This is a genomic window from Dehalococcoides sp. UCH007 (assembly GCF_001010485.1).
GTDB lineage: Bacteria > Chloroflexota > Dehalococcoidia > Dehalococcoidales > Dehalococcoidaceae > Dehalococcoides > Dehalococcoides mccartyi_A.
Window position 1 is genome coordinate 460,341 of sequence record NZ_AP014722.1, and the last position, 25,281, is coordinate 485,621.

28 protein-coding genes and 1 tRNA gene are annotated in these 25,281 nt (G+C 46.9%); 8 read left to right on the forward strand and 21 right to left on the reverse strand.

Annotated elements, in window-relative coordinates; all coding sequences use genetic code 11:
* The first annotated feature begins 21 nt into the window (after positions 1 to 21).
* From atpG to UCH007_RS02480, 3 genes are read left to right on the forward strand one after another with little or no spacing between them, the layout of a single operon-like run.
* A complete protein-coding gene (gene atpG / locus UCH007_RS02470) occupies positions 22 to 879 on the forward strand; it encodes an ATP synthase F1 subunit gamma (RefSeq protein WP_046960967.1) in 858 nt (285 codons plus the stop codon).
* A gap of 15 nt (positions 880 to 894) precedes the next feature.
* Positions 895 to 2,289, forward strand: coding sequence for a F0F1 ATP synthase subunit beta (gene atpD / locus UCH007_RS02475; RefSeq protein WP_046960968.1), 1,395 nt, complete (start codon positions 895 to 897; stop codon positions 2,287 to 2,289).
* A gap of 24 nt (positions 2,290 to 2,313) precedes the next feature.
* Positions 2,314 to 2,736: a F0F1 ATP synthase subunit epsilon gene (locus tag UCH007_RS02480; protein WP_012881823.1), complete on the forward strand. Its 423-nt coding sequence runs from the start codon at positions 2,314 to 2,316 to the stop codon at positions 2,734 to 2,736.
* 71 nt (positions 2,737 to 2,807) lie between these two features.
* Here UCH007_RS02480 and rimM read toward each other — a convergent pair whose 3' ends face one another.
* The 3 genes from rimM to rpsP form a co-directional block, all read right to left on the reverse strand.
* Positions 2,808 to 3,308, reverse strand: a complete 501-nt coding sequence (gene rimM / locus UCH007_RS02485; protein WP_023652076.1) for a ribosome maturation factor RimM — start codon at positions 3,306 to 3,308, stop codon at positions 2,808 to 2,810.
* 89 nt (positions 3,309 to 3,397) lie between these two features.
* Entirely contained in the window at positions 3,398 to 3,625 is a 228-nt protein-coding gene (locus UCH007_RS02490; RefSeq protein ID WP_010936343.1) for a KH domain-containing protein, read from the reverse strand.
* 15 nt (positions 3,626 to 3,640) lie between these two features.
* On the reverse strand, positions 3,641 to 3,889 hold the full coding sequence (gene rpsP / locus UCH007_RS02495) for a 30S ribosomal protein S16 (RefSeq protein WP_012881826.1): 249 nt from the start codon (positions 3,887 to 3,889) through the stop codon (positions 3,641 to 3,643).
* Between the two features lie 145 nt (positions 3,890 to 4,034).
* Here rpsP and nfi point away from each other — a divergent pair, with 145 nt between their 5' ends.
* From nfi to UCH007_RS02520, 5 genes are all read left to right on the forward strand, one after another.
* The gene (nfi, locus tag UCH007_RS02500; RefSeq protein ID WP_023652077.1) at positions 4,035 to 4,706 is read left to right on the forward strand and encodes a deoxyribonuclease V; all 672 of its coding nucleotides are present in this window, start codon (positions 4,035 to 4,037) and stop codon (positions 4,704 to 4,706) included.
* 112 nt (positions 4,707 to 4,818) lie between these two features.
* Positions 4,819 to 5,908, forward strand: a protein-coding gene (prfB, locus tag UCH007_RS02505; RefSeq protein ID WP_197540502.1) for a peptide chain release factor 2 whose coding sequence is annotated in 2 segments (ribosomal slippage) — positions 4,819 to 4,875 and positions 4,877 to 5,908 — 1,089 coding nt in all. Because the reading frame shifts where the segments join, the coding sequence is not laid out codon by codon here.
* Positions 5,905 to 7,131, forward strand: coding sequence for a peptidase MA family metallohydrolase (locus UCH007_RS02510; protein WP_046960969.1), 1,227 nt, complete (start codon positions 5,905 to 5,907; stop codon positions 7,129 to 7,131). Before prfB ends, UCH007_RS02510 begins: the two co-directional genes overlap by 4 nt.
* Entirely contained in the window at positions 7,115 to 7,801 is a 687-nt protein-coding gene (gene radC / locus UCH007_RS02515; protein ID WP_046960970.1) for a RadC family protein, read from the forward strand. The genes UCH007_RS02510 and radC overlap by 17 nt, the downstream gene beginning before the upstream one ends.
* Before the next feature lie 2 nt (positions 7,802 to 7,803).
* Complete coding sequence (locus tag UCH007_RS02520) at positions 7,804 to 9,396, forward strand: peptide ABC transporter substrate-binding protein (protein WP_231854729.1); 1,593 nt, start codon at positions 7,804 to 7,806, stop codon at positions 9,394 to 9,396.
* 124 nt (positions 9,397 to 9,520) lie between these two features.
* On the opposite strand, the gene UCH007_RS02525 is transcribed toward UCH007_RS02520, so the two are convergent.
* The 18 genes from UCH007_RS02525 to UCH007_RS02610 form a co-directional block, all read right to left on the reverse strand.
* Positions 9,521 to 9,610, reverse strand: a tRNA-Ser gene (locus UCH007_RS02525).
* Between the two features lie 244 nt (positions 9,611 to 9,854).
* Positions 9,855 to 10,139, reverse strand: a complete 285-nt coding sequence (locus tag UCH007_RS02530) for a hypothetical protein (RefSeq protein ID WP_041330743.1) — start codon at positions 10,137 to 10,139, stop codon at positions 9,855 to 9,857.
* 93 nt (positions 10,140 to 10,232) lie between these two features.
* Positions 10,233 to 10,463: a hypothetical protein gene (locus UCH007_RS02535; RefSeq protein ID WP_046960973.1), complete on the reverse strand. Its 231-nt coding sequence runs from the start codon at positions 10,461 to 10,463 to the stop codon at positions 10,233 to 10,235.
* Positions 10,464 to 10,560: 97 nt separating this feature from the next.
* Complete coding sequence (locus UCH007_RS02540) at positions 10,561 to 11,679, reverse strand: aminotransferase class I/II-fold pyridoxal phosphate-dependent enzyme (protein ID WP_046960974.1); 1,119 nt, start codon at positions 11,677 to 11,679, stop codon at positions 10,561 to 10,563.
* 16 nt (positions 11,680 to 11,695) lie between these two features.
* Positions 11,696 to 12,937, reverse strand: a complete 1,242-nt coding sequence (gene serS / locus UCH007_RS02545; protein ID WP_046960975.1) for a serine--tRNA ligase — start codon at positions 12,935 to 12,937, stop codon at positions 11,696 to 11,698.
* A 31-nt stretch (positions 12,938 to 12,968) separates the two neighbouring features.
* Positions 12,969 to 14,465: a lysine--tRNA ligase gene (gene lysS, locus UCH007_RS02550; RefSeq protein ID WP_023652087.1), complete on the reverse strand. Its 1,497-nt coding sequence runs from the start codon at positions 14,463 to 14,465 to the stop codon at positions 12,969 to 12,971.
* A gap of 399 nt (positions 14,466 to 14,864) precedes the next feature.
* Positions 14,865 to 15,653 (reverse strand): DNA repair protein RecO, encoded by a 789-nt coding sequence (gene recO / locus UCH007_RS02555; RefSeq protein WP_023652090.1) that lies wholly within the window; start codon positions 15,651 to 15,653, stop codon positions 14,865 to 14,867.
* Between the two features lie 128 nt (positions 15,654 to 15,781).
* Positions 15,782 to 16,504 (reverse strand): DNA alkylation repair protein, encoded by a 723-nt coding sequence (locus UCH007_RS02560; RefSeq protein ID WP_046960976.1) that lies wholly within the window; start codon positions 16,502 to 16,504, stop codon positions 15,782 to 15,784.
* Position 16,505: 1 nt separating this feature from the next.
* Positions 16,506 to 17,570 carry a magnesium/cobalt transporter CorA gene (corA, locus tag UCH007_RS02565; RefSeq protein WP_046960977.1) on the reverse strand — a complete coding sequence of 355 codons (1,065 nt, stop codon included), beginning with the start codon at positions 17,568 to 17,570 and terminating at the stop codon, positions 16,506 to 16,508.
* 37 nt (positions 17,571 to 17,607) lie between these two features.
* Complete coding sequence (recR, locus tag UCH007_RS02570; protein WP_012881840.1) at positions 17,608 to 18,222, reverse strand: recombination mediator RecR; 615 nt, start codon at positions 18,220 to 18,222, stop codon at positions 17,608 to 17,610.
* A 21-nt stretch (positions 18,223 to 18,243) separates the two neighbouring features.
* Positions 18,244 to 18,543, reverse strand: a complete 300-nt coding sequence (locus tag UCH007_RS02575) for a YbaB/EbfC family nucleoid-associated protein (protein ID WP_012881841.1) — start codon at positions 18,541 to 18,543, stop codon at positions 18,244 to 18,246.
* A 9-nt stretch (positions 18,544 to 18,552) separates the two neighbouring features.
* On the reverse strand, positions 18,553 to 20,241 hold the full coding sequence (dnaX, locus tag UCH007_RS02580) for a DNA polymerase III subunit gamma/tau (RefSeq protein ID WP_046960978.1): 1,689 nt from the start codon (positions 20,239 to 20,241) through the stop codon (positions 18,553 to 18,555).
* 384 nt (positions 20,242 to 20,625) lie between these two features.
* Positions 20,626 to 21,048 carry an SHOCT-like domain-containing protein gene (locus UCH007_RS02585; RefSeq protein ID WP_046960979.1) on the reverse strand — a complete coding sequence of 141 codons (423 nt, stop codon included), beginning with the start codon at positions 21,046 to 21,048 and terminating at the stop codon, positions 20,626 to 20,628.
* A gap of 15 nt (positions 21,049 to 21,063) precedes the next feature.
* Complete coding sequence (locus UCH007_RS02590) at positions 21,064 to 21,348, reverse strand: hypothetical protein (RefSeq protein ID WP_012881845.1); 285 nt, start codon at positions 21,346 to 21,348, stop codon at positions 21,064 to 21,066.
* On the reverse strand, positions 21,348 to 21,722 hold the full coding sequence (locus UCH007_RS02595; RefSeq protein ID WP_012881846.1) for a DUF2089 domain-containing protein: 375 nt from the start codon (positions 21,720 to 21,722) through the stop codon (positions 21,348 to 21,350). Before UCH007_RS02595 ends, UCH007_RS02590 begins: the two co-directional genes overlap by 1 nt.
* 202 nt (positions 21,723 to 21,924) lie before the next feature.
* A complete protein-coding gene (locus UCH007_RS02600; RefSeq protein ID WP_010936364.1) occupies positions 21,925 to 23,103 on the reverse strand; it encodes a tubulin/FtsZ family protein in 1,179 nt (392 codons plus the stop codon).
* A gap of 94 nt (positions 23,104 to 23,197) precedes the next feature.
* Complete coding sequence (gene gap / locus UCH007_RS02605; protein ID WP_023652098.1) at positions 23,198 to 24,202, reverse strand: type I glyceraldehyde-3-phosphate dehydrogenase; 1,005 nt, start codon at positions 24,200 to 24,202, stop codon at positions 23,198 to 23,200.
* Positions 24,203 to 24,223: 21 nt separating this feature from the next.
* Positions 24,224 to 25,243 carry a 2-hydroxyacyl-CoA dehydratase family protein gene (locus tag UCH007_RS02610; RefSeq protein WP_046960980.1) on the reverse strand — a complete coding sequence of 340 codons (1,020 nt, stop codon included), beginning with the start codon at positions 25,241 to 25,243 and terminating at the stop codon, positions 24,224 to 24,226.
* Between the last annotated feature and the right edge of the window lie 38 nt (positions 25,244 to 25,281).

A 25,281-nucleotide genomic window follows, 5' to 3' on the forward strand; every position in this document is an offset into this window, starting at 1 on the left:
TCGAACCTGGCGGGAAGTTAAATGGCTAATATAAGAATAATAAAAAGGCGTATCCGCAGTGTCCGTAATATAGCCAAGATTACCAGGGCTATGGAAATGATTGCGGCCTCTAAAATGAAAAAGGCCCAGGAACGCGGTCTGGCTGGTAGGCCTTACAGTGAAAAAATCACCGAGGTTATTGCCGCTTTAGCGGCTCTACCCCAGAGCGGTGAAGTTTTGCACCCCTTGCTTGAACGCAGACCGGTCAAAAAGATAGCCGTACTTCACATAACTCCTGACCGGGGTCAGTGCGGCGGTTTGGTTGCAAATATCAACCGCAAGACCGGTACTTTCATAATGGAGCAAAAAGTTCCGGTGTCTGCCGTAGTTGTAGGGCGTAAAGGTGTGGATTTCATCCGCCGTATCAAACAGCAGATGCGGGCAGAGTTTATAAATCTGGGGGATAGGCCCGGCTACCTGGATACCCTCCCCATTTCCAGAGTTATTATGGATGACTTTATGAGCGGGGAAATTGACCAGGTTTTTATTGCCTATACTCAGTTTGTAACTACCGCCGTACAGAAGCCTGTTCTTGAGCAGCTTTTGCCGGTAGTGCCGCTGGAATTGCCTCCCGGCCAGAATCTGGAATATATTTATGAGCCGGAATCAGCTACTGTTTTAAATTCGCTTTTACCCCGTTTTGTTGAGATGAGTGTGTATCATGCCATTCTGGAGTCTATTGCCTCAGAGCAGTCAGCCCGGATGGTAGCTATGCGCAACGCTACCGATAACGCCAAAGAACTTATCGGAGAGTTGACACTTGTTTACAACAAGGCTCGTCAGGAATCTATCACTAATGAGCTTTTGGACATCGTCGGCGGAGCTGCCGCGCTGGCCTAATTCTAGGAGGATATAATGGCAAACGGAAAGGTTATACAGGTAATTGGTTCGGTTGTTGACGTAGAGTTTTCGGCAGATTCCATGCCGGCTCTGTTTAACGCATTGGAAATTCCCCGTGATAACGGCAAGATGGTGCTGGAAGTGCAGTCACACGTCGGTAACAACCGCGTAAAGTGCCTTTCCTTTACTCCTACCGATGGTCTGGAGCGCGGCGCCGAGGTTATAGATACCAAAAGGCCGCTTTCAGTTCCGGTAGGCCGGAATACTCTGGGGCGTATCTTTAACGTGCTGGGTGAACCTCTGGATAACAGGGGTGATGTAAAAGCTGAAAAGACTATGCCTATCCACCGCTCGGCACCCGCTATGGACGAGCTGGAATCTTCTGCTCAGGTATTGGAAACAGGTCTTAAAGTTATTGACCTGATTGCCCCCTTTGCCCGCGGCGGTAAGATCGGCGCTTTAGGTGGTGCAGGTGTAGGCAAGACCGTTCTTATTCAGGAACTTATACGTAACATTGCTACCGAGCACGAAGGGTTTTCAGTTTTTGCCGGTGTAGGTGAACGTTCCCGCGAAGGTAATGACCTTTGGCATGAAATGGAAGATTCAGGCGTGCTTCCCAAGACTACCATGGTATTCGGTCAGATGAATGAGCTTCCCGCAGTACGTCTGCGTATTGCTCTTACCGGTCTTACCATGGCCGAATATTTCCGTGATGAAGAAAGACAGGACGTGCTTCTGTTTATTGACAATATCTATCGTTATACCCTGGCTGGTATGGAAGTATCCGCCCTTTTAGGACGTATGCCTTCTGCTGTAGGTTATCAGCCCACTCTGGCCACTGAAATGGGTGCTCTGCAGGAGCGCATTGCTTCTACCAAACAGGGTTCAATCACCTCATTCCAGGCTGTGTACGTACCGGCAGATGACTATACCGATCCCGGTGTAGTCGCCACTTTCGGTCATCTGGATGCTATGATTGCCCTTGAGCGTTCACTGGCCGAACAGGCTCTTTATCCGGCTGTAGATCCGCTGGCTTCCAATTCCCGCATACTTGACCCTCAGGTAGTGGGTGAGGAACATTATAAAGTAGCCCGTGACGTTCAGAAGGTTCTTCAGCGCTATAAGGATCTTCAGGATGTTATCGCTATCCTGGGTATGGAAGAACTTTCTGAAGAAGACAAACTGACTGTTGCCCGTGCCCGCCGAATTCAGCGTTTCCTGACTCAACCTATGTTTGTTTCAGAGGTATTTACCGGCCGTCCCGGTCAGTATGTATCTTTGGCTGAAACTATTCGCGGGTTTAAGGAAATTCTTGAGGGTAAGCATGACAGTTTGCCTGAACAGGCTTTCTATATGGTAGGCACTATTGATGATGCCGTGGCCGAAGCCAAAAAGCTAAGCGCGGTCTAAGTATTATATCTGGCAGGTAAAAAATTGGCTAAATTAAAGCTGGACATAGTTACTGCGGAACGGTCGGTATTTTCCGAAGAGGTAGATGTGGTGGTTGCCCCCGGTATTGAGGGTGAAATGGCCATACTGCCTCATCATGCCCCGCTGATGACAGCTTTGCAGGCGGGGGAACTCAAGGCGAAAATCGGCTCTGAGGAATATTCTATGGTGGTTTCCGGCGGTTTCCTTGAGGTACGGCCTGACAGGGTAATCGTGTTGGCAGATAGTGCTGAACGGGCAGAGGAAATTGATATTGCCCGAGCTGCCGAGGCCAAGAAGAGGGCTGAAGCCCGCATGGCTGACAAATACGAACCTGGTATGCTGGCTGCCGAAACAGAAGCTTCACTGCGACGGGCTATGATACGCCTGAAGGTAGCCGAAAAACGGCGGAAACACCCCCAAGTCTAGTCGGTACAACTCTGCAAATGATAAAAGCCCCTTTAACAAGGGGCTTTTTGTTTGGGCTGACAAACTGACAACTAGTCAAGTAAACCGGGAATGGGGTCAATAATCATTTTATCGGTCTGCAGGTTTATCTCCTTGACTACATCCTTGACCGCCGGTATTAGGGCTTCTTTAGCACCGTAACTGATTACGTATATGTCATTAGATGGCATATGGAGTATTTCCTTTATCTGCCCAATCTTCTCCCCCGACAAGCCTACAACTTCTAGCCCTATCAGCTGGAAATCATAGTAAACACCTTCAGGCAGTTTTTTTAAGGCGGAGAACGGTATTTCCACTGGAGCACCGATAAGCTCCTCTGCGGCATCAATATCGGTTATTTCGCTCAGGTGAATAACAGCCTGGGCTTTCTGCCAGCTTGTCTGGCTGACGGTATAGGGTGTGCGTCTTATCAGCAGTTTATTTCCGATATCAAAGCGTTCAGGGAAATCAGTCAGCACACCTATTTTAAGGCCGCCGTTCATTCCCCATATCCCCAGTACTTTACCTATTAAAATGTATTCTTCTTGAGCCATTTCTTTCACATATTAATAAGGCCAACCCGAACCGCGGCACCGGGCCGGGGGAGGGGTTGACCTTAGATAGACCTTGGCTTGTTATTTAACTAAAGAATTTCAAGACGGGCGCGTTTACCAGCTTTCGCAGCTTTGACCCGAATGAGGGTGCGCATTGCCTGAGCAATCCTGCCCTGCTTGCCGATAATCCTGCCCTTATCTACATCGGCTACCTTCAGAGTCAGCTTGATGCCTTCTTCTTCAGGTTCCTCTGTCACTACTACATCATTTGGCTCGTCAGCTAGCGATTTGGCGATGTACTCGACAAGTTCTTTCATGGGATCTCCTTCTGTTTAGTTAGAATTAACGACGCCGGCCTTTTTCAAAAGGCGGGCAACCGTATCCGTAGGTTGAGCACCTTTACCAATCCAGTAGAGGGCTTTTTCGGCGTTTATGACCACAGTTTCAGGATTAGTCATGGGGTTGTAGGTGCCGACAATGTCCGTATAAGTGGCATCACGCGGCGAACGGGCCTCAGTTACGATTATCCGGTAGCAAGGTTTCTTGGGGGCTCCGATACGAGTGAGTCTGATTTTCAACATGATTGTTTACCGCTTTACCTTTTTTGCTGGTATTATGACTTATCGTAGCCAAGCTGTCAAATGTGCCTTTGGTACTGGCTAGCCCCAAAAGAGGATAAATATATACAAATTATCTCTGTAGTTATCTAAAAATATTAGATATAATATGAATGTGAAAATTAAAAAACTTCATAATTGGGATATGACACCCGCTCAGGCAATAGTTCTCCAGCGTGAACTTGCCCAAAAAGTGTCTGCTTGCGGCACTCTTTCTGATATTCATCTGGTTGCCGGAGCAGATGTCTGGTACAGCCGCACTTCAGGTATGGGCAGGGCGGCGGTAGTGGTGCTTAGCTATCCTGATATGCAGTTGATGGAAATAAGCCGTTCCGAAGGGGATTGCCATATTCCTTATATACCCGGTTTATTATCATTCAGGGAGATGCCGCTTCTTTTATCCGCTTTTGAGGGATTGGAAAGTATACCTGATTTGGTATTTATGGACGGGCAGGGGCTGGCCCATCCCAGACGGCTTGGTATTGCTTCGCATTTGGGATTGTTTTTAAATAAACCGGTAATAGGCTGTGCTAAAAGCCGTTTGGTGGGTGAATATACCGCTTTAGCCGAGGCAGCCGGAAGTCACTCTGATTTGTATCATAACAACCAGCTGGTAGGACGGGTGGTACGCACTCGTAAGGGGGTAAACCCTTTGTTTATATCCGTAGGGCACAAAATTTGCCTTGAGGAAGCTTGCAGCTGGGTTGTAGAGTGTTGCCGTGGTTACCGGCTGCCTGAACCGATACGGCAAGCTCATCTGGCGGCTGCCGAGTTGATTTAAAAAACCTCTCCGGTATTATCATATAAGCCTATAAATGGTATTCTATATAATATGGATTTGGGTGTGCCGTCTAACCGTACACTGTTTTTAGCGTTATATTAAAAGAGGTATTATGCAAGATATATTAAGTGAACTTAAGGGCCGCATTCTTTCTGATATGGTGCGACTTTGACGTTTCTGCTAAAGAACTGGAGATAACCGAACTGGAAAATGCCTCCGCCAGCCCTGATTTCTGGCAGGACCAGCAAAATGCCCAAAGGGCCATGAAAAAACTGGCTGCCAACAAGCGCACTTCAGAACTTTGGCGGGGTTTGGAACGGCGTGTAAACGATCTTACTGAACTTGCGGTATTGTCATATGAAGACCCGTCTTTAAATAACGAGATAGAACATGAAATAAGCGGTCTTACTGCCGAACTGAACAGCCTGGAAGTAGGCTTGGCTTTTTCCGGCCAGTATGATAACCGAAATGCTCTGCTTACGGTGCATGCCGGGGCGGGCGGGGTGGAATCTCAGGATTGGGCAGGTATGTTGCTGCGGATGTTTATGCGCTGGGCTGAAAAAAAGGGGTTTGGCATGGAAATACTTGACCAAAGCCCCGGTGAGGAAGCGGGCGTAAAGAGCGCAACTCTGCAGATAGATGGTGAATACGCTTACGGTTTTCTGAAAAGCGAACACGGGGTTCACCGCCTCATTAGGCTTTCTCCCTTTGATGCCGACCATGCACGACATACGTCATTTGCTTTGGTAGAGATTATGCCCGAAGCTGAAGACAGTGTGGATATTGACATAAAACCCGAAGATGTAAAAATTGAGATGTTCCGTTCAAGTGGTCCTGGCGGGCAGAATGTTCAGAAAGTTTCAACCGCAGTACGGATTACCCACATACCTTCGGGGATTGTAGTTGCCAGCCAAACCGAGCGCAGCCAGCATCAGAACCGTGAAATTGCCATGCGAATACTGGCATCCAAACTGCTGGCGGTGGAGATTGCCAAGCGGGCGGAAGAACGCGCCAAGCTTAAAGGAGAACGTATTTCTGCCGAATGGGGAAACCAGATACGCAGTTACGTCCTTCACCCCTATAAGATGGTCAAGGATCACCGCACGGATTATGAGGTAGGTAATGCTGAAACTGTGCTGGAAGGTGAACTGGACGGGTTTATAAATGCTTATCTTCGGCAGAATATAGGAAGGGAAGAATGAAAAAACAGTTTTTGGCGCTGGGGCTTATACTGGGAATACTGCTGGGCGGTTTGTTTCCGGCTGATGCCAGTGCCCAAAGCTCTATTACTATAGATAAAAGTAATGTAAATGTTACTTTCCCCAGCAATATAGGCTTTAGTATAACAGCCAGCAGTACCAGCAATATTACCGATATACGGCTGTTTTATACTGTTGACCGCAAAAGTTTTTCAGAGGTATACAGCGAATCTGTCTTGAAGTTTACTCCAGCGCTTACGGTAAGCACGTCGTATTCCTGGGATATGCGCTATACCGGCGGCATGCCGCCGGGTGCCCGTGTAAATTATTGGTTCCGTATAACAAATGAGGATGGAGATATCCTTGTAAGCCCCATCCAGACACTTGTATATGCAGATGCCCGTTTTGACTGGCAGAGTATTTCAGAGGGTATGCTGGAACTATACTGGTATAACGGTGAACAGTCTTTTGCAGATGAACTTATGGAGTCAGCGCAAGCAGCGCTTGTGCGCCTTGCGGCAGATACCGGTGCAGAACTGCAGGACAAGATTACACTGTATATTTATGCCAGTTCTTCAGACCTTCAAAGTGCCATGGTATTCCCTTCTGAATGGACAGGCGGGGTGGCTTATCCGGATTTCAATGTGATAGCTATAGGTATCGCACCTTATGATATTGATTGGGGCAAAAGGGCTATCACTCATGAGCTAGCTCACCAGGTAACCAACCAAATGACTTCCAACCCGTACGGGGATTTGCCTGTGTGGCTGAATGAAGGCATTTCCATGTATGCCGAAGGCAATCTGGAAGCAGTGTATGTAAATTATCTTACATGGGCTATTAGTCAGGATAAACTTATTTCTGTTCAAAGCCTGTGCAGCCCGTTTTCAGCCAATTCGGCAGATGCGTATTTGGCTTATGCCGAAAGTTTTACCCTGGTGAATTATCTCATTACCGGTTACGGTCCGGAAAAATTTTCAGATTTACTGCAAACATTCAGCCATGGTGCCGGTTATGATGAAGCGCTGCTGGCTGTTTATGGTTTTGATATACAGGATCTAAATATCCAGTGGCAGGCAGCTTTGAAAGGAGGCACTGTTGAAATCCAGCCGGTCAGGTCTATTAGTCTGACACCTGGTTTGGTAGTGTTATTTACGCTGGTGGGAAGTGGCAGTATTATAACTGCTTTCTGGTTATGGAGTAGCAGAGTTGTCTCTCGTTCCTAGCATACGTGATTTGCCGCTTGCCGAAAGGCCCAGAGAACGGCTTCAGTCTCTTGGGGCCGGAATGCTTTCTTCTGCTGAACTGCTGGCGGTTATTTTGGGGCGGGGTGTGACGGGTGAGCCTGTGCTGCAAAGTGCTCAGCGTTTGCTTGCCCATTTCGGCGGGCCGTCAGGTATAGCCTCTGCCTCGGTGGAGGAACTTTCAAAACTGAAAGGAATAGGTTTGGCAAAGGCCTGCCAGCTGAAGGCCGCTTTTGAACTGGCTAAACGGGCAGGGGGGATTAAAGGCGAATACCAGCCCTGTATCAAGACCCCGGAAGATGTTTTTCAAATAATATACCCGCTGGTATCGGACGCGAAAAAAGAATATTTTTTCTGTTTGATGCTGGATGTAAAAAGCAGGCTTATCAAGGTGGGGCATATATCTGCCGGCAGTTTAGATGAGAGTGTGGTTCATCCCCGCGAGGTTTTCAAAGAAGCGCTATCCGCTAGTGCCGCAACTGTAATACTGGCACACAACCATCCTTCCGGAGATGCCGAGCCATCTCCAGATGATATCGGTCTGTCTGCCCGTTTGCGAGAGGCTGGCAGCATAATGGGGATAGAGGTACTTGACCATATCATAATAGGCGGACAAAGCTTTACCAGTTTAAAAAGACAGGGGCTTTTATAATTATGAAAAAAATACTGTTTGCAATTTTTTCTGTCTGTCTCAGTTTCAGTTTATTACTGAGCGGCTGTGGTTATGCACCCGGAGATACCGCTATGCCTACAGGCGACAATGTACTTACCCTGATTGGAGAAGAACCTTATACCCTTGACCCTGCCAAGGTAAGTGATATTTCTTCGGTGACCTATATTTACCAGATATTTAGCGGTTTGCTGAAAATGGGAGATGACCTGACTCCTGTTGCGGATATTGCCGAAAGTTGGGAGGTAAGCCCTGACGGGCTCACCTATACGTTTTATTTAAAACCGAATGTGAAATTTCATAACGGACGTGTTGTCACTGCCGCAGATTTTAAATATTCATGGGAAAGGGCTGCCAGCCCTGAAACTGCCTCAGGCACGGTGCTGACCTTTTTGGGAGATATTCAGGGTGTAACTGAAATGGTACAAGGACAGGCAAAATCTATTTCAGGGGTGACTGTGGTAGATGATTTAACGTTAAGGGTAAAGCTGGTATCCCCCTGCAGTTTCTTCCTTTCGAAAATTTCATATGTGACTGCTTTTGTGGTAGACAAAAATAATGTGTCTCAAGGCAGCGGGTGGTGGAAAAAACCGGTGGGTACAGGTCCTTTTACGCTTACCGAACTTACCCAGGGAAACTATATTGTACTAAATAGAAACCCCGATTATTATGATACACCGGCAAAAATTGCCAGTGTTATTTTCCGTCTCCAGTCCGGCCAACCTATGGATTTATATGAAGTGGGCGGGGTAGATGTGGCAGCTGTCACTGCTGATTATCTGGCTAAAGCCACAGATCCGGACGGCGTTTTTGCAGCTGATTTACAGGTAGTGCCTCAGCTTGGTTTTTACTATTTTGCCTATGTAACCAGTAAAGCCCCGTTTGATGACCCTAAAATCAGGCAGGCTTTTAGTATGGCGGTAGATAAAGCCCGTATTATAGAGCTCTGTTATAAAGGTAGTGTCAGCGTGGCCGAGGGTATCTTGCCGCCGGGTATGCCTGGGTACAATCCGGAACTGGTCGGACTTGAGTATAATCCGGAACGTGCCCTTGAACTGATAGCCGAATCTTCCTATGGCAGTGTGGAAAACCTGCCTACTATCACTCTGACAACGTCAGGCTGGGCCGGGTTGCTTGCTCCGGAATTGGAAGCAGTGATTGACCAGTGGAGACAGAATCTGGGGGTGGAAGTGATAGTCCGCCAGATAGATATGGAGCTTTTCCTTTATGACCTCCAGACAGAAAAAGATAACCTCTATTATTCCGGCTGGGTGGCAGATTACCCCCATCCGCAAGATTTTCTGGCAGTGCTTTTTGAGACCGGTGCATCTTATAACAGCGGAGATTATTCTAACCCTGAGGTAGATGCCCTGCTGGCAAGGGCGGCTGCCACTCTGGATATTCATGAAAGCATGCAGCTTTATGCCCAAGCGGAGCAATTGCTTATAAATGATGCTGCCTGTTTTAGTTTTTGGTTTGGGAAAAACTATATGCTGGTCAAACCCTATGTAAAGGGCTACAAGCTTAATGCAATGGGGATTCCGATACTTACAGGAGTTACCGTTGAAGACCACTAAATTAGTCTGAAAAGCGGGCTCAAGGGGTTTAAACACCTTTGGTTGGCAGAGTGCCGATGTGCTTAAATAAAAACCCTGATTCGGAATATAATATCTCCGGTCAGGGTTTGCTTTTAGAAATAAATGGCGGAGGGGGTGGGATTCGAACCCACGGTTCTCTTTCGGGAACAACGGTTTTCAAGACCGTCACCATAGACCGCTCGGACACCCCTCCATGACCGTAAAATGAAGCCAAAATGAATGTTTTAGGTTTGCCTAGTGAGTTAACATAACAGTGATTTGCTAATCAAATGCTAACGGGATTTGTTAAAATGGCATTTACTAAATTTCTGCTGATCACGCTGCAACCATTTTTGCTTATGTGGGCACATTATACCTGTTAGAAAATGCAGAGTCAAAGCTGGTTACTTTGACCTGCATAAACAGAGGGTATTTTGGATAGCGGTAGTAGCCGGGCTTTATTTGGAATTCAAAATATGGGCAGTTTTACGGGTATTTCGTTCAATATCTATAAAGCATTGTATAAGCTCTGCTGATGCAAAAATAAGTACGCCGATTATCAGTGAGCCTAAAATACCCATAATGCCGGCAAAAACCCCGAAGCTGGTGGCTATATCAAAAGAGATAATACTGGCACCTGCCATGATGCCGATAGAAATAACAATACCTGTCAGTGTTATCAGCACCGCCAGTATTTTTAACACTATTATTATAATCTGTAATGCCGGGTATCTGCTGCGCATATTTCTGGTTCGCCTTTCAAACTCGGGGTGAATTTAGCGCTATCCTACACCTGCCGTACGGCTGTATCTTTTTAAGACTGAGCATGCTATTGATCAATATCTCTTTGAGCGGCTGGTTTTGTGAACGGATATCTTTTGAAAACCGTTTATTTGGGAGGTGGCTACTTTTCTGAATTTGTATCCGCATTTGTCACACTTGAAAGATTGCCCCAACAGCCAGTCCAGCACTCTTGGCTGGGTATGGAAATTGTGGCAGTCACATTTCGGGCAGACCTTTTGAACAGGAAAATGCTGTGTTTTGGACAAATGTTTGCTGACAGCCATAAGACCCCTCTCAAATTAATCTACAGGATATTATAGACTAAAATTCTAAAAATAAGAATAAATAAATATTGAGAGGCAAAAAAGTCTAGTGTACTTGTTAGCTAGGATTACCCGTTAGACAGTTTTCAAATGCCTGCAGCACTTCCGGGAAATTTGCCCGCCCAAACCCGATGCGGAAATGGCTTTGCCCGTAATCATAGACCTCTGACGGTAAAAGCATGATGCCTGTTTTTTCTAAAATCTGATGGCAAAAATCCATGCAGGAGGTAGCTTTGTTTAAGCGAGGAAAGCAGACTGAACCTGCTTTCGGTTTCACCCAACTGAAATTTGTCTTGTGCCTATCCATGAAGCCTTCAAGGAGTTTCAGATTTCGGTTTAGTTGCTTCATTTGATCAGACACGATAGTATTTTTATTACGAAGGGCTATTATGGATAGTATTTCGTCTGTGGCACTGCCGCAGATGGTAGTATAGTCTTTATATCCGGCCATTTTGGAAAGCATATCTTTATCACGGCAGGCAAGCCAGCCGCTCCGCAGTCCCGGCAGGCCGAATGATTTTGAAAGCCCTCCCAAGCTTATAGCCCTTGAGGATTGGTCACAGGCGGCAGGCAGGCGGGTATTGGGGGCGTATTCCATCAGACGGTACATTTCATCTGAAAAGTGCCAAAGCTTATGCCTGTTTATTATTTCCTGTATACGTGCATAGTCTTCCCTGTCCGGCATTGCTCCGGTAGGGTTGTGAGGGAAATTGGTTATTATCAGGCGGGTATTGGGGCGGATATTTTGGGTAAGAAAATCAAGGTTAAACTTCCAGCCGTTTTCTTCTTCAGGCATCCAGTAGCTGACTTCGCAGCCCAGATTTTCCGCCAGTTGGTAGAGTGACTGGTAACCGGGAAAGGTGCAGATAACGTGGTCGTCTTTTTTAAGCAAGCAGTTTAAAGCTATAAAAATGCCTTCTTCGGGTACAGTGGTTAAGATGTCTGATGGGGCGGTTACCTCGTACAGTTTGGCTACTTCATTCCTAAGCAGAGGGTGCCCATCTGAATAGGTATACCCAAGCTTCAGGTTTTGCCAGAGGCTGCGGCACTCTGTATCTGCCAGTGACAGCAGATAGGAGAGTGCCAGCGGTTCGCAGTCCGAGCTTGACATAAGGTGTTTGGCGGAGAACTCGTATTTGGCGAAGTACCGTTCCAGTTTAAACTGCTTTAGTTCCAATAAAACGACCCTTTTCCTAGCGGATAATATCTACTCCCATAAAGGGGCGGAGTACCTCGGGAACAACAATGCTGCCGTCAGGCTGCTGGTAGTTTTCTATAACCGATATCATAACTCTGGGCAGGGCTAACCCAGAGCCGTTTAGAGTGTGGACAAATTCAGGTTTGGCTTCAGAGGTGCGGCGGAAACGGACATTAGCCCGCCTGCCCTGAAAATCTGTGCAGTTGGAACAGGATGAAACCTCCAGCCATTCGTCAACGCCGGGTGAATACATTTCAATATCATAAGATTTAGCCGAACCAAAGCTGATATCAGCAGTGACCAGCTGTTTTAAGCGGTAGGGTATCTTAAGTGCGTCTGCTATTTCTTCAGCATCTGCCACCATCTTTTCCAGTTCATCAAAAGAGTCTTCCGGCTTGCAGTATTTGTACAACTCAACCTTGTCAAACTGGTGCAGCCGTTTTATTCCGCGTACGTCCTTTCCGGCAGACATTTTTTCACGGCGGAAGCAGGCAGTATAGGCTACGTAGTGAATAGGCAGCTGCTCAACAGAAAGTATTTCATCACGATGCAGATTAGTCAGGGGGGCTTCTGCGGTAGGTACCCACCAGTAATCTTCCTCTGCGTCATGGTACAGGTTATCAGCAAATTTGGGCAGATTGCCCGAAGCTACCAGGCACTCCCTTTTTATCATATAGGGAGGGTAGATTTCGGTATAATCGTGTTTACGGGTGTGTAGGTCCAGCATAAAGGCAATAAGAGCTCTTTGAAGGCGGGCACCCTCACCCTTCAGGATATAAAAGCGTGATCCGGAAAGCTTAATGCCGCGGTCAAAATCTATAATATCCAGTGCCTCACCCAGTTCCCAGTGCGGTTTGGGGGTAAAGCTGAAGCTCCGTTTTTCTCCGTGGTAATAAAGGACTACATTTTCGCTTTCATCTCTGCCTACGGGCACAGACGCATCGGGTATATTGGGCACTCTAAGCAAACGGTCAGTCAGTTTTTCATCTACTTCAGAAAGTTCAGCTTCAAGTTCAGTTATCTGCCCTCGTAAGACCCGTCCTTCTTCAATGGCAGTGTCATCTCGCTGTTTAGCCATCATTTTGCGTTTGGCACGAAGGTTATCCAGTTCCTGGGTAAGATGGCGGCGGCGGTTATCCAGTTCCAATATTTCATCTATAGGAGCATCGGTATTACGATCTGCTACTGCCTTGCGTACCAGTTCGGCATTTTCCCTTATAAATTTCAAATCAAGCATGAAAGTTCTCCTTCTGCTAGAGTAATATCAATTATTCCTGTGTTTTTGTGTCTTCCCTATCCTTCAGGGCAGGAAATAAAATAACTTCGCGGATAGAGTCATGGTTGGTCAGCAGCATAACCAAACGGTCAATACCCACGCCCAGACCGCCGGTTGGCGGCATGCCGTATGCCAGTGCGGCCAGAAAGTCTTCATCTATACTTTCGGACTCTTCGGTGCGCGACTGGTTGCGTTTTTCAAGCTGTTCCTTAAAACGTGCTCTTTGCTCTACCGGGTCATTCAGTTCGGAAAAGGCATTGGCAATTTCCATATTGGCACAAATAGCTTCAAACCGCTCTGTCAGACGGGGGTCTTCCGGCTTCTGTTTGGCAAGTGGAGACATGGCCACCGGGTGGTCAGTAAGGAAAGTGGGTTGAACAAGATGGGGTTCTACAAATTCACCTACCAGCTCATCCACTAGTTTGCCCCAGTCTTTGGCGGGGTCTACCTTCAGTTTGCGGCGGGTCATTTCCGCGGCCAAGGCTTCTTTGGTGGGGAAATCAAAAAAATCTATACCGGCATATTGCTTTACGGCATCACGCATGGTCAGACGGGGCCACGGGGGAGTAAAATCCAGTGTAATATCCCCGAACGGTGCAGTATATCCGCCGCTTATTTCTTTGACCACACTTGAGACCATTTCCTCAAGGAAATTCATTACATCTTTATAGTCGGCATAGGCCTGATAGCTTTCCATCATAGTAAATTCGGGGTTATGGCGGGTGGAGACACCCTCATTGCGGAATATCCGTCCTATTTCATATACCCGGTCAAAACCGCCAACAATCAACCTTTTCAGGTGCAATTCCAAAGCTATGCGCATGTAAAAATCACAGTCCAGAGCCTGATGATGGGTAATAAAGGGGCGGGCGAGTGCGCCGCCTGCTTCAGGTTGGAGAACCGGTGTTTCCACTTCAAGAAATTCTTTGGCACTCATGAAACAGCGTATGGCGCTTATAACACGGCTGCGGGTAAGGAATGTCTGACGGGCATCCGCATTGGAAATAAGGTCAAGATAACGCTGGCGGTAACGTTTTTCCACATCCTGCAGGCCATGCCATTTCTCCGGCAAAGGCAGCAGGGATTTTGAGAGCATGGTTATTCTGGTAGCCGCCAGACTGGGCTCACCGGTACGGGTACGCATCAGGCTGCCCTCTGCGCCTATAAAATCACCCAAATCCAGGTCTTTAAGGAGTTCTATACTCGCTTCGTCCATATCATTCTGACGGCAGAAAATCTGTATTTTGCCGCTGCCGTCACGTATATCCATAAAGGAAATCTTGCCCATGTCGCGCCGGGTCATAATCCTCCCTGCAATCCTCAGGGTTTCTTTAGGCGGGTTTTCCTGTGTTTCAAGCTCCGCTAGCAAAGCTACGGCTTGTGCGCTGGTATGGCTGGGATGGAAAGTGGAGGGGTAAGGGTTTATACCCCGGTTCTTTATCCGTTCCAGTTTTTCCGTTTTTTGAGCGTTCAGATATTCTTCCGGCATAGACTACTCTCTTGTATCTGGGATTTTCAAAGCTATTATATGCTATCACTGCGGCTAAGGCAAAGATAGCCTGTTTGATTTAATAAATTGGTTAAAATTGTTAGAAGGTATAAAAAAGATAAATGGTATAAAGATGTGCCAGATAATATTTGAAATATGATATAAAAGTGCTATAATTGCTGGCGTTCCGGTAAATAGTTGCAAATAATACAAAATGGATAATAAAACGTATGGATGTATCAGAGTCTATTGTCCCTATTATTGTGGGTGTCGTACAGGTGGTTTTTATTGTTATATTGGTAACTTTAGGGATATATAGTTTGAGAAGTCACCGATCCGGAAAACAATTAGATGCTACTAAAGATATTCAAACTGAAGAATCCAGTGAAGGGACTTTCTTTAGCCGTGATTAAGGCTGTTTTCCTGGCAGATATCAGCTAGTCTCATACTATCCAACCAGAACAGGGCTTTGGGCTCTTTTTCAAGTACAAAGCGGATATTAGCACGTATTGCCAGCTCCAGTTCTGATAGTATTTCCCTGTTGACCTTCAGGCGGCAAATACTGGCGAAATTGTTTTCCTGAATATACCGCAGCACTTTCACCGCATTTACTGAAACAGGTATACCGGTTTGGGTATTACGGCAACTCGGACAAATTATGCCGCCGCTTTCCGAACTGTAGTAATTGGTGGTTGCCAGCAGTTTTTTGTGGCAGTTAGCACATTCGCGAAGCTCCGGTTTGTAGCCGCTGTTTTCCAATAGATGCAGCTCAAAATATTTTATACACAATTCCGCTTGAGATTCATTGTCCAGTTCTTCCAGAGTGGAAAGTAAAAGCTGAAAGATGGACGGGTTGGCAGATTCTTCCGGTGAGAAATGATAAGCCAGTTCACAGGCGTAAAAAGCCATGGCAGATAGCTGAAGGCTGTTACGGATGTTCAGAAAACTCTGGATAGTCTGGCTGCCGGTTATAGTGTCTATAGCTTTGCCCCTGGCCAAAGAGATCTCCGAATAACATAAAAGCTCCAGATGACCAGAGAGTTTGCTTTTGGTTTTCCTGACGCTCTTGGCAAAGCCTTGTATCAGCCCCAGATCCGGGGTAAGCAAACTTAGAATACGGTCGGCTTCCCCGCATTTCGTTTTACGGACTACTATGGCTCTGGTTTTAAAATCATGGGGTTTGGTCATTTTAAGTCTGTCTTTTCGGTTTTTCTAAAGGGGTTACTATGCTCATTTGGTCTTTACCGAATGATATTATATGTTTAAGCTCAAAAGGTAAAGCGGTTTCGGGTCTTTTGAACTTATAAGCAGGGTTTTTAGCTGTGAGGCTGTTTTTCCTGTTTGATTGCCAGACGTTTTTGCACCTGGGGGCTTTTTAATTCGCGCAGGGCATCTGTAGCTATAAATCGGGCACTTCCGGTATTTTGGGCTAGTATTTCTTCACCCAGAGTTATGGCAGCTTGGTTTAGGCTGAGATTCCGTTTACCTATCTGACGGAGTGCCCAGTTGACCGCCTTTTTTACATAATTGCGTTCGTCAGATGCTTCTGTCAGCAGGCGGGGGAAGAAAGAGATAAATTTTTCGTCCGGGGCTTTTTTATCATGGACTGCCAAAGTGGTCAGTAAAACAAAGCCTGCCCGTTTGATATATTCCTCTGGGTGGTAAGTCCATTTGAGTGCCTGTTCAAAGGCAAACGAGGTTTTTGACCATAGATTGTTGCAGCACAGGTCACAGATATCCCATGAATCTATATCCTTTACCCAACTTTCCATCTCTGTTTGGCTTACCTCGCGGCTTTCGGCAATCAGGCTGGCCATTATGCGGGCCTCGTGTATACCTGAATCCCAGAGTAAGAGGGCAAGAGTGTGATTATGTCCGGCTTCTTTGGCCAGATGGCGGATATCTTTTACGCTTACTCCCAGGGTATTGGTATTGGATATGCCGAAACGGCTCATACCTGCGGCATTATCGGTATTTGCCAGAGCTTTCAGGCTGTTTATTAGCCCGGTGTATTTGTTCAGGGTTTCTATATCCGCCAATTTAAAGCCACTTCTTCCTTTTGAAAAATGAGACCAGCAGTAGAGCTACGGCTAGCATTAGTAGAAGTATGCCGGGATATCCCCAGCTTAGGCGGAGCTCCGGAATATCAAAATTCATGCCATATATGCCCACGATAAAGGTCAGGGGTATAAAGATGGAAGCGAATATAGTTAGAACCTTCATTACCTCATTCATGCGGTTGGAAAGGCTGGAAAGATAAATGTCTATCATGTTGGAGAGCATATCCCGGTAGGTTTCTCCGGTATCTATCAGCTGGATAAGGTGGTCATAAATATCACGGAAATATATATGGCTGCTTTTATCTATCAGAGGGTTTTCAGTGCGTTCAATAGAGGCAATAGTCTCCCTGACCGGCCAGATAGATTTGCGGATAAAGAGCATCTCTTTTTTAGCTTCTGAAATCTGTTTGAGAGTTTGGGAAGACGGGGAGGATAAAAGCTGCTCTTCTATTTCATCCAGATAGTCTCCGAAGCCCTCTATCAAGCCGAAATATCCGTCTACAACCATATCCAGTATGGAGTAGAGCAGATAGTCTGCCCCAAGTTTGCGAAGACGCCCATTGTCAGATTTCAAATGTTCTTGAATGGGTTTAAAAATATCGCTCTGGTTTTCCTGAAAACTTATCAGGAAGTTTTTACCCAATACCAGACTGATGTGCTCGGAGCGGGTTTTATTAAGCCCGGAGTCCCAGTGTAATGCTTTAATCACCGCAAAAAGGTAAGTGCTGTAATCTTCCAGTTTGGGGCGTTGCTCAGTGTTGACCACATCTTCAAGGGTAAGGGGATGGAGGCTGAAGCACTTGCCCAATTCCTCCACCATAGCTGTATCCTGAAGTCCGGTTACCTTTACCCAGATAATACCGCTGGACTGTTTAATCTGGGTGCTGCAATCAGCCAGAGTTTTTAGCGGCAGCGGCTGATAGGAATCAGGGGTATAGGCATGCAGACTGAGACTGGCTTTTTCAGTCTTACCTTCACCTATAAATACTACCGAGCCGGGCAGCATACCTGCTTTTTGGGAGTACTTTTTTGATTGTCTGGTCATAGCCGCCTCCTTTCGGACTCAAGTCAGGAAAGGAAAACTAGAAATTTTGGCGTCCCTCCATGGCCCGGCTTAAGGTTACATCATCAGCATATTCCAGTTCTGTTCCAAAGGGTAATCCCCGTGCCAGTCTGGTCACTTTTATACCCAGCGGGGTTATCAGCCGCGAAAGGTACATGGCGGTGGCCTCACCCTCGGTAGTGGGGTTGGTTGCTAGAATAATCTCGTCTACCTGGCCGTTATCCAGCCGGCTCATAAGCTCGCTTATGCGTATATTCTGGGAGGTTATTCCCTCGGTGGGGGAAATAGCTCCATGCAGTACATGGTAATAGCCTCGGTAGACGCCCACGTGTTCCAGTGCCAAAATATCCTGCGGCTGTTCCACCACGCAAATCTTGTTTGTTTCGCGTTTGGTATTCTGGCAGATTGGGCAAAGCTCACTGTCAGCCACGTTAAAGCAGATACGGCACTGGCTTATCTGGTTCTTGATACTGCGGATAGTATCAGAAAGTGCCAGAACTTGTTCTTCAGGCGCCCGCATCAGGTAAAAAGCCAGCCGCTGGGCGCTTTTCGGGCCTATGCCCGGGAGTTTGCCCAGCGAATCTATCAGCTTGTTTACTGCACCGGCTGTAGACGGTAAAGAAGTATCCTTCAAAAAAAGTCTCCTGCCGAAATATTACATCAGGCCCGGAATTTTAACATCCCCCATCAGTCCCTGCATCTGCTTTGAGCCTTCTTTTTTGGTCTCTTCGTAGGCATCATTGAAAGCTTTGATCAGGGCATTTTCCAGGTCTTTGGGTTTGGACGGGTTGATAATTTCAGGTGAAATACTGAGTGACAGTACTTTCTGCTGGCCGTTCATCTTTATCTTGATAGCACCCTTGGCGCTTTCAGTCTCCACCACTACTTTAGCTAGTTCTTTCTGAGCTTTATCCAGCTTAGACTTCAGCTCCATGGCTTGCTTAATCATGTTCATGTTCACGCTTTATTTTTCCTCCACTGATATAATCTGGGCACCCAGTTTTTGGGCTTCTTTTACCAAATGGTTGGTTTCGGCTTCGGATATGCATACCAGAGTGCATGTCTTGCCGACGAAGTTTGAAATAATTTCGGCTGTAACCTTGCGGTTTTCCAGTTCTTCAATTTTGTCCTTGTGGTATTTGTATTTAAAAGACAGGGTGACCACATTTTTTTCTATAGAGACAGGGCGGACACCGGCGCTGCGGAGTATAGCTACTGCCGCTGAACGTTTGAGGTTGTCCGGTGCCTGGTCAAGTATGTTTTTCCAGCTGACCTTTAGCTGTTCAATTACATCTCCGGCTCCGATAAGCACTTTTTCTTCTTCTTTGGGTGGGGCAGGAGCGGTGTACTTGGGTTTCTCGTCAATAGGTATGGCCGCTCTGGTAAGTTTGGGGGCAGATTCTTTGGCATGCGGCTTGGAAGCAGTGGCCGGTTCTGAAGCATCCTTGGTTTTATCCTGGGTTTCTGCTTGGGCTTCTTTCTGCGGCGGCTCATTAGATACCGCTGGTTTTTCAGCTTTAGGGGCTGGTAATTCGGCCTGGGGGAGTATAGTAGCAGGTGCAGTATCCGGATTAAGCGAAGCATCTACCAGTGCCAGCTCAAAACTCAGGCTGGAAGCCGTATCTGAGCTGAAATCAAGCTGGCTGAAGGCTTTTATAGCTTTGGTAATACCCTCCAGGTTGGTTATGGCTGACACTTTTTGCAGGGCTTTTTTCTCATCTGTGGTAAGTTCCAAACTGCTTTCCGCTCCGCTGTTTACCAGCATAACCTGTCGCAGGTAATCCAGCAGTTCACGGCGGAACTGTTTTAAATCAAGCCCGTCAGCTACTACGGCATTAAGGGTTTTTAGCCCGTTTTTAATGTCTTTTTTGAGAATATTTTCAGCCAAAGTCTTTATGCGTTCATCTCCGCTGATACCCAGAGCCGCCTGTACCTGGGACAGGCTTATTTCCGTACCGTAAGTGGTGGCTATCTGCTGGAGCAGGTTTTCACCGTCACGGAAACTGCCGCCTGCCGAACGGGCTATCAGTTTTAAGGCTTCCGGTTCTATATTTATACCCTCTGCCTTGCTTATTTTGTCCAGTTTGCGGGTCATATCCGAAAGGGATACCCGGTGGAAATCAAACCGCTGGCAACGGGACATAATAGTCGGTAAAACCTTGTGGATTTCTGTAGTGGCCAGTATAAATATAACCCTTGGCGGGGGTTCTTCAAGCGTTTTCAGGAGTGCGTTTGAGGCACTGTTGGAAAGCATATGGACTTCATCTATGATATAAACCTTGTAGTTCGCCAGTGATGGTGAATACTGAACTTTTTCTTTGAGTTCGCGGATATCGTCTACCCCGGTGTTGGATGCAGCATCTATTTCTATTATGTCCATGGAACTGCCTTCAGTAATCGAAAGACACATAGGGCAGGTATTACAGGGCTCGCCCTTGCCCTGGTTAGTGGTGCAGTTAACCGCTTTGGCTAAAATCCGTCCGGTGCTGGTTTTGCCGGTGCCTCTGGGACCGCAAAAAAGGTATGCCTGAGCAATACGCCCGCTTGAAAGGGCATTTTTCAGGGTGTGGGCAACGTGTTCCTGGCCGACAAGGTCAGCCAGAGTCTGGGGGCGCCATTTGCGGTAAAATACCTGACAGGTCATATCTGCCATATTATACCCTAAAAATGTTATTCTCCAAAGCAATTTCAGGCAGATATTTAGCTATGAGTTATTAAAAAACCCTGCCGGTTTGTCCTGCAGGGTTTGATATATTCAAAAGGCCTAAGTTTCAGCAGGTTTGTTGGCATAACCGGGTTACTCGTTTTTGCTATCAGGAACGGGTTGGGAAATAATGATGGCTGATAATACGCTTGCCTGCACTTGCTATGGGCTTACCCTGTGGTAGTATTAGCGGGTATTCAGGTTTAGCAGGGCGGGTAGGGTGCAGACGACGGTAATTTTCTGCCTGCACCCTGGATTCTTTATTCAATTCGCAGTTATACAAGGAATATATTTCAAACATTTATTTGTGCGGGTATGCAGTGTCAGCTGTATTTATTCGGTAAATACCTTTACCTTGCTGCCTTCACTGTCCACGTCTACCTCCATCTCAGTCATAGCTTCAATAAGCGGCTCAATATCCTCTTCACGCAGGTTCTTGAAATCAAAGTTGACACCTTTTTCCTTAAGGTTGCTGTCTATTTCATTGGTAGCATCTGCCGGCAGTATGGATGCCAGCTTGATTCCGGCTCTTAGCAGAGCCATTGGAACGCGCACATTGACCTTGGCATTACTGTCTTCGTCAGTGCCGTTTATTATTACCCGCAGGTATTTGGGTACTCCTTTGGCAGTTATGGCGGCAGCCGGGGCTGGTTTTGGGTCTTCATTACCCAGCGCTTCAAGCAGTTTATTGGCCTGGTCTACGGTTATTTTACCTTCGGAAAGCATTTGCAGTATTTTTTTAGCATTTTCAGACATTTTTAATATTCCCCCTTATATAAACTGTACTTTTATACGTGTTTTATTGTCGCGGATATCTGCATTCATACCCCTGAGGGCACACCACAAGCGGTATGAATATGGGCCGACAAGTAAAAGGAAGCGGCCTTTGCCGCTTGACCATGTCAGCAAAATGGCTAGCAGCATAAACGGTGCAAATACGATCATCAGCGCCAGTACAATGGGGTAGACCAGAAATAGCGGCAGTATAAGCGGGAAACTTCTGCTATGTTTGCCGAATGGTATTCCTACCCAAAACAGCATAGGTGGCCAGTACATTATCTTTGCAACCTCCTTAGAGCTTCTTCTACCGAAATCCCACCCTTTTCCAGTTCTGTCAGTATGTTATCATCTTCATTGGTCTTGGGCGGGGTTGGGAAGTTTTCAACAAAGCTGAAATTTGCCCCTATCCGCTGCAGGCGGTTTTTAACGGTGGGGTAGCTGATACCGAAAAACTTTTCCATGTCTTTTATTGAGCCGTGGCATTTTACAAATGCCATTACAAATACCTGGTCTTCAGCGGAGAGTCTGGCCAAAGCAGGTAAATCAAAGCTCCCCTCAATGGCAATGCCTGAAGATACCAGTTTGACCCGCTCAACCGTCACGGCTGTTCCCTGAGTGAGCTTGGTCAGTTCCTGCCAGTCTTTTGCCATATCCAGTACCTCCGGGTATATATTTAACTTATGTCAGTATTATATGGCGAAAAATTAAAAAAGTCAATATGTAAATTAAAAAAATTAATAATGCATGGGGTAAATATTTAAAAACTTATTTGGTTGCCAAGAGGTATTCTGCGACAATAAAAAACGGCTTCGGAATTTCCGAAGCCGTTAAAGTGCCATGGTGGTTTAGAGGTTATTCAAGCAGGGAAGGAATATCTCTACTGAGTTCATCGATGTCACGCCGCCTGTCCGCCAGGTCAGCCTGACGCTGCTTGATTACCGGCATCATGCTGGTGGAGCGGTTGTAATAGTAACGTACCCTCTCAAGGTCAGACAGCTCAGAGAAAATAACGGTTACGGTCATGGTATCTTTTTCACGGGGATAGTCGCCATTGCGGATAATGGCGTTAGGAGCCATCTCACGCAGCCAGTCACCCTGTTCTTTTATGATATCCATATTTATTTCTTTAGCAGGGGCGGAAATAAGGAACAGCGCCCGTCCGGCATCACGGGGGTCAATTTTCAGGGAAAGCTCGCTTACGGCTTCATCCATAGCCCGGATGCCCTTGTAGTTGGAAACGCTCTTCATCCGGAAATGGTCAGTTTTATCAAAGGGCAGGGTCAGAGTGCGGACGCGGGCCTTGCCGTGTCCGATAACGGTCCAGCCTGAAATGGTCTGGATGATATCACCGGCATCCATGGTCTTGGCACCAATGTACTTGGAATTCTTTTCTTCACCGGCACACAGCAAATCCCAAAAGGGCTCAACAATCAGGGAGTTTATCTTGGAGAGGTTGTAGCGGAGTGAAAAATCCTTGCGGACATAACGCTGGTTTTCCACCAGTATAACCGCATCTGCAACCGAACTGATGGATTTTAAGCAGACAGCGGTATTGTAAACGGTGCGTTCTTCGGTTTTCTCCTCATGCTCAAAGGGCAGGGCTATCAGGGCATAAACCGGTTTGTCCATATAGCGCTCTTTGATATGCTGGGCGATAATGGAAACCGAACCCGAACCGGTACCGCCGGCCGCACCGGCAATAACCAGAAAACCGTCTGCATCATAAAAACGCTTGGTGGTGCGCAGGGCATCTATAACCTTGTCGGCATCTGCTCTGGCAATTTCAGCACCCAGTTCATTTATTTTACCTACCCCATGGCCGCCGGTTTTACGCCCGCCGATAAGTATGCGGTGTTGGTGGTCAGGTTTGATGGTAACCAGACCTGAAAGGTCAGCTTGGTCTGTGTTCACGGCAAATACTCCCGGGCAGATGCTTACGTTACGCTGGGAGCGGGCCCTTTTATCCATACGGGCAAACTCATCCGCTATGCGGCTGCCGCATTGCCCAAGACCTATTACAATTAATTTCATTTTGTCCTCCGTTAATCGGGCTAAATTCTAAACTAATAGCTTTAGCATGTCAACAACTTACGTTTAAATCTATCCTAGTTATTAGTTTAAAAATCTATTTGGAAATATAAGCTATCAAATCTCCCAGGCGGGTGGAGTAACCCCATTCATTGTCATACCATGAAAGTACTTTTACCATATTGCCGTCCAGCACCATAGTACTGGGGGCATCTATGATGGAACTGGCAGGGTTGCCCTTGAAATCACTGCTGACCAGCTCTTCTTCGCAGTATTCCAGTATGCCGGCCAGCTTGCCCTGGGCGGCTTCCTTGAAAGCGGCGTTTACTTCCTCTACGGTTACATTTCTGCCCAGTTCACCTACAAAATCCACCAGTGAAACGCTGGCAGAGGGTATGCGGAATGAAATACCGTCCAGTTTGCCTTTAAGTTCGGGCAGCACCAAAGCTACCGCTTTAGCGGCACCGGTAGTGGTGGGGATAACATTGACCGCGGCGGCTCTGGCCCGGCGGATATCCTTATGGAACATATCCTGTATCTTCTGGTCATTGGTATAGGCATGGCAGGTAGTCATGAAGCCTTTTTTAACACCGAATTTATCATGGAGAACTTTGATAAGGGGGGCGACACAGTTGGTGGTGCAGGATGCATTGGAGATAATACGGTGAGTATTGCAGTTGTATTTTTCTTCGTTTACACCCATAACTACGGTGATATCTTCACCCTTGGCCGGGGCGGAAATGACCACAGTCTTAACACTGCCGCGAAGGTGGGCGGAGGCTTTGGCGGCATCGGTAAATAAACCGGTAGATTCAATCACCAAATCCACCCCGGCGGTCTCCCAGGGGATTTGCATGGGGTCACGTTCGCTGAAAACTTTAATGGGTTTGCCATCTACTATTATAGAGCAGTCATCAGATTCAACTGTACCGGGATATTTGCCGTAGGTTGAGTCCCATTTTAAAAGGTGGGCGTTGGATTTATTGTCTGCCAGGTCATTTACCGCTACTACTTCAAGTTCGCCGCGGTGGTACTGGTTAATAGTCCTTAGGGTAATACGCCCGATTCGTCCGAACCCGTTAATGCCGATTCTGGTTACCATAATAATCCCCCTTCAAGTAAATTATAGATTTATCTGTTTTTTGGCCTTAAGCATATCCAAAAAGGCCTCAAGCCGGGTTTTCTGATGCTGGTTTAAATGAAAATCTGCGTTGCCTTCCAGGGTGAGTATGGGAAGCGGCAGCTTTTGCCTCAATATAATATCACCGATAGCCCGATGACAGAAAGCTTGGGTGTAATGGATTATGCCGTCTATGCGGCGCTCAGTGAGCTGGATCTGAATATCCCTTAAGCGGTATTCCATGGGGTAGGGGTAGGTATAAGCGGTGTAAGACTGGGAGATATCAGCACCGCCTTCGGGCAGGCTGAACTGCCTCTGAATTTCATTAAACACCACTCTGGCTCCGTTTTGCTCAAGGTAAGGGTAAAGCTCCTGCCCGAATACCGAAGGAACGCCCAGATATGCCAGCCTTAGTTCTGTTGAGGGGTAAGGGGTGCGGCTTTTCGCTGTATTCAGAAGTTTCTGAAGGTCAGCTTGGTACTTTACATAATCACTATTAAAATCTGAACTGGATACCAGCCAGTAGTGGTCTTCAAAACCGGATACTTTGTTTTCGGCATAACACAGGTAGTCCAGTCTGTGTGCCAGCTCTCTGGCGGGACTAAGTGTTTTCCGCCATTCTTCCGCCGCCTCAAGAGTAGTACCCAGCCTAATGGCCAGCTTTGACAGAGATGCTTTTACCTCCGCGGGGTTGGGTTCGGTGGGGAAGTCAAAGGGAATAGTGCGGATACCTTTTAGGTTCAAAACTTCCCTTAGCATCTGGGTGTTTGAGCAGTCACCGCTGGTTACACAGATAACCTCGCTTATGCCTTTATCCAGGCAGACACCGTAAATGCCTTTTATCCAGGCACAGCAGTTTAAGGGGAAGCCGTCTTTTTCAGCCAAGCGGATAAGCCTGTCAGGATTGGGGTCTGAAACGAAAATATTATTCAGGTCCAGCGGGCTGTAACCGGCTGAAAGCAGTATTTCTATGGGTACGGTGGTGGTAATGCCGATGTATTTGGGGTGCCCGTTATTTTTCAAAACAGCTCACATTTTATGAAAAATTTTTTATCCCATAT